A 2,666-nucleotide genomic window follows, 5' to 3' on the forward strand; every position below is an offset into this window, starting at 1 on the left:
GGCCGTCAACGCCCATGACAAGCTGGGCCTGAAGGAGGCGCCCATGCTGTTGATGGAGTTCCATGGCAGCGAGGCGGGCGTGGCCGAGCAGGCGGCGGTGGTGCAAGACGTGGCGGCCGACCATGGCGGCGAGGCCTTCGAGTGGGCGACGACGCCCGAGGCGCGCACGCGGCTGTGGACGGCGCGCCACCACGCCTATCTGTCGGGCCTGCAGATGCGCCCCGGCTGCCGTGCCGTTACGACCGACACCTGCGTGCCCATCTCGCGCCTGGCCGAGAACATTAACGCGAGCATTGCCGAGGTCGAGGCCGCCGGCCTGCCCTACTTCATCGTCGGTCACGTCGGCGACGGCAACTTCCACATGGCCTATCTGCTGGACCCGGTCGATCCCGAAGAGCTGGCGACGGCCGAGCGGCTCAGTGCGCAGATGGTGGCGCGGGCGATTGCTCTCGAAGGCACGTGTACGGGCGAGCATGGGATTGGGTTGCACAAGCAGGGCTTCCTGCTGGACGAGACCGGCGAGGAAGCGGTGGGGTTGATGCGCGCGGTGAAGCAGGCACTGGATCCGTTGGGCATCTTCAATCCGGGGAAGATCTTTGCGGGTTGAGCCGTTTCCTGTGTGTCGTGCCTTGAGCAAATCGGGCCACACTAGGTAGTCATTCGAACCCATGCTGAGGCCAGCAAATGACACCAACTGAGCTTCGCCAGTTGCTCCTCTATGGAGAGTCGACGGACGAGAATTTCAAGAGGTTGCCGCCTGAAGCCGGCGGCATCTGGTGCAGTCGCCCCACGCGAGAGCAGGTCGAGCGTGGCCGCTATTTCATGTATCTACGGGTGGCTCTCCTTGCCGCCGCAACGATCTACCTTTTCTACTTCCATAGAGGCATAGGTGAAGCGAGAGTGCTTCCATGGATCATTGCTTGCTACGAGTTCGCGTACTACACCCTACGAAAAGAGAAGGACGAACAGGATCACTTACTCGCACGAGAGCGTTATACGAGCCGTGTAGATGAGCTTATCCATGCCTTGCATCCACGCTGGAAGCCGGAGAAGGTTTAGCCGATGGACACCACTGCCGCCCCTCCCGTTGGCGCGCTGCGCCAGTTCGATGACCTGCCCGGCCCGCGCGGTGTGCCGGTATTCGGCAACCTGCTGCAGATCGACTCGACGCGGGTGCATCAGCAGGTGGAGGCCTGGTGCGAGGAGTTCGGGCCGATCTTCAGGCTCAGGCTGGGCAAGCGCCGCCTCGTCATCGTCGGTGACCACGAGCTGATCAGCACGGCACTGCGCGACCGGCCTGATGGCTTTCGGCGCACGCAGCGGCTGGAGGACATCGGCCGCGAGATGGGGCTGAACGCGGGCCTGTTCGGCTCCAACGGCGAGGCCTGGAAGCGCCAGCGCCGCATGGTCATGGCCGGGCTGGACCCGGTGCATGTGAAGCGCTACTACCCCTTCCTGCTGCGCGTGGCCGAGCGCCTGGTTGGCCGCTGGCAGATCGCCGCGCGGGAGGGCCGGCGCATCGAGCTACAGGCCGACCTGATGCGCTTCACGGTGGACGCCGTGGCAGGCCTGGCCTTTGGCGAGGACGTCAACACGCTGCAGTCCGACGAGGATGTCATCCAGCAGCACCTGAACCGCATCTTCCCGATGCTGTTCAAGCGCATCTTTGCGCCGCTGCCGCTGTGGCGCTGGTGGCCGTCGGCCGAGGACAAGGCCCTCACGCACAGCGTGGCCGAGGTCAACCTGGCCGTGCAGGGCTTCGTCGCCAAGGCGCGGGCACGCATGGCGGCCAACCCGGCGCTGCGCGAGGAGCCCGGCAATCTGCTCGAAGGCATGCTCGTGGCGGCCGACGAACCGGGCAGCGGCATCGACGACGAGCAGGTGGCTGGCAATGTGCTGACCRTGCTGCTGGCCGGCGAGGACACGACGGCCAACACGCTGGCCTGGATGATCTGGCTGCTGTGGCAGCACCCCGACGTGCTGGCCCAGGCGCGGGCCGAGGTGGAGCGCGTTTGTGGTGAGGCCGCGTTGCCGACCCTGGAGCAGCTCGGCGCGTTGGACTTCGTCGAGGCCTGCGCGCACGAGACGATGCGGCTGCGGCCGGTGGCGCCCATCAACGTCATGCAGGCCATGCGCGACGCGCGTGTGGGCGATGTGCAGGTGCAGGCCGGCATGATCGTCATGGCCGTCATGCGGCGCGATGCCACGAGCGAGCGCCACCTGACCAACGCGGCCGCTTTCGACCCCGCGCGCTGGCTGGTGGATGCCAAGCAGGCCGGCGCAGCCAAGCGCCTGAGCATGCCCTTCGGTGCCGGGCCGCGCATCTGCCCGGGGCGCTACCTCGCGCTGATGGAGATCAAGCTGGCCATGGCCACGCTGCTGCGGCACTTCGACATCACGGCGGTGGATACGCCCGACGGCCAGGCGCCGCGTGAGCTGCTGCAGCTGGCGATGGGCCCCGTGGGCTTGTCGATGCAACTGGCACGCCGCTCGGCCGCTGCGTGACGGCTGACCTCCAGATATCGATTCTGGTATCGATCACACCGTCGAATTCATCGCCCCGGACTTGAGCGCGTTCTCATAGAGGACGCGACTGGATTGCGCAGGGGTCTCCATGGCGTCAATCAGGGAAAAGCAGGTGTCGAAATGATTGCGCTACCACACAA

General features: G+C 66.0%; 3 protein-coding genes. All 3 read left to right on the plus strand.

The window, feature by feature from the left end; all coding sequences use genetic code 11:
• On the plus strand, positions 1-607 hold a 607-nt coding region (locus tag ACXJKR_RS29330; RefSeq protein WP_457325850.1), incomplete at its 5' end, for an FAD-linked oxidase C-terminal domain-containing protein.
• Positions 608-684: 77 nt separating this feature from the next.
• Positions 685-1,059: a hypothetical protein gene (locus ACXJKR_RS29335; protein WP_457325851.1), complete on the plus strand. Its 375-nt coding sequence runs from the start codon at positions 685-687 to the stop codon at positions 1,057-1,059.
• Between the two features lie 3 nt (positions 1,060-1,062).
• Entirely contained in the window at positions 1,063-2,505 is a 1,443-nt protein-coding gene (locus tag ACXJKR_RS29340; protein WP_457325852.1) for a cytochrome P450, read from the plus strand.
• Positions 2,506-2,666: the final 161 nt, after the last annotated feature.

The sequence above is a fragment of the Roseateles sp. P5_E11 genome (assembly GCF_054049355.1).

Excerpts from the sequence above, each read along its gene's own strand:
- ACXJKR_RS29335 (WP_457325851.1), top strand. The coding sequence starts at position 685 with ATGACACCAACTGAGCTTCGCCAGTTGCTCCTCTATGGAGAGTCGACG.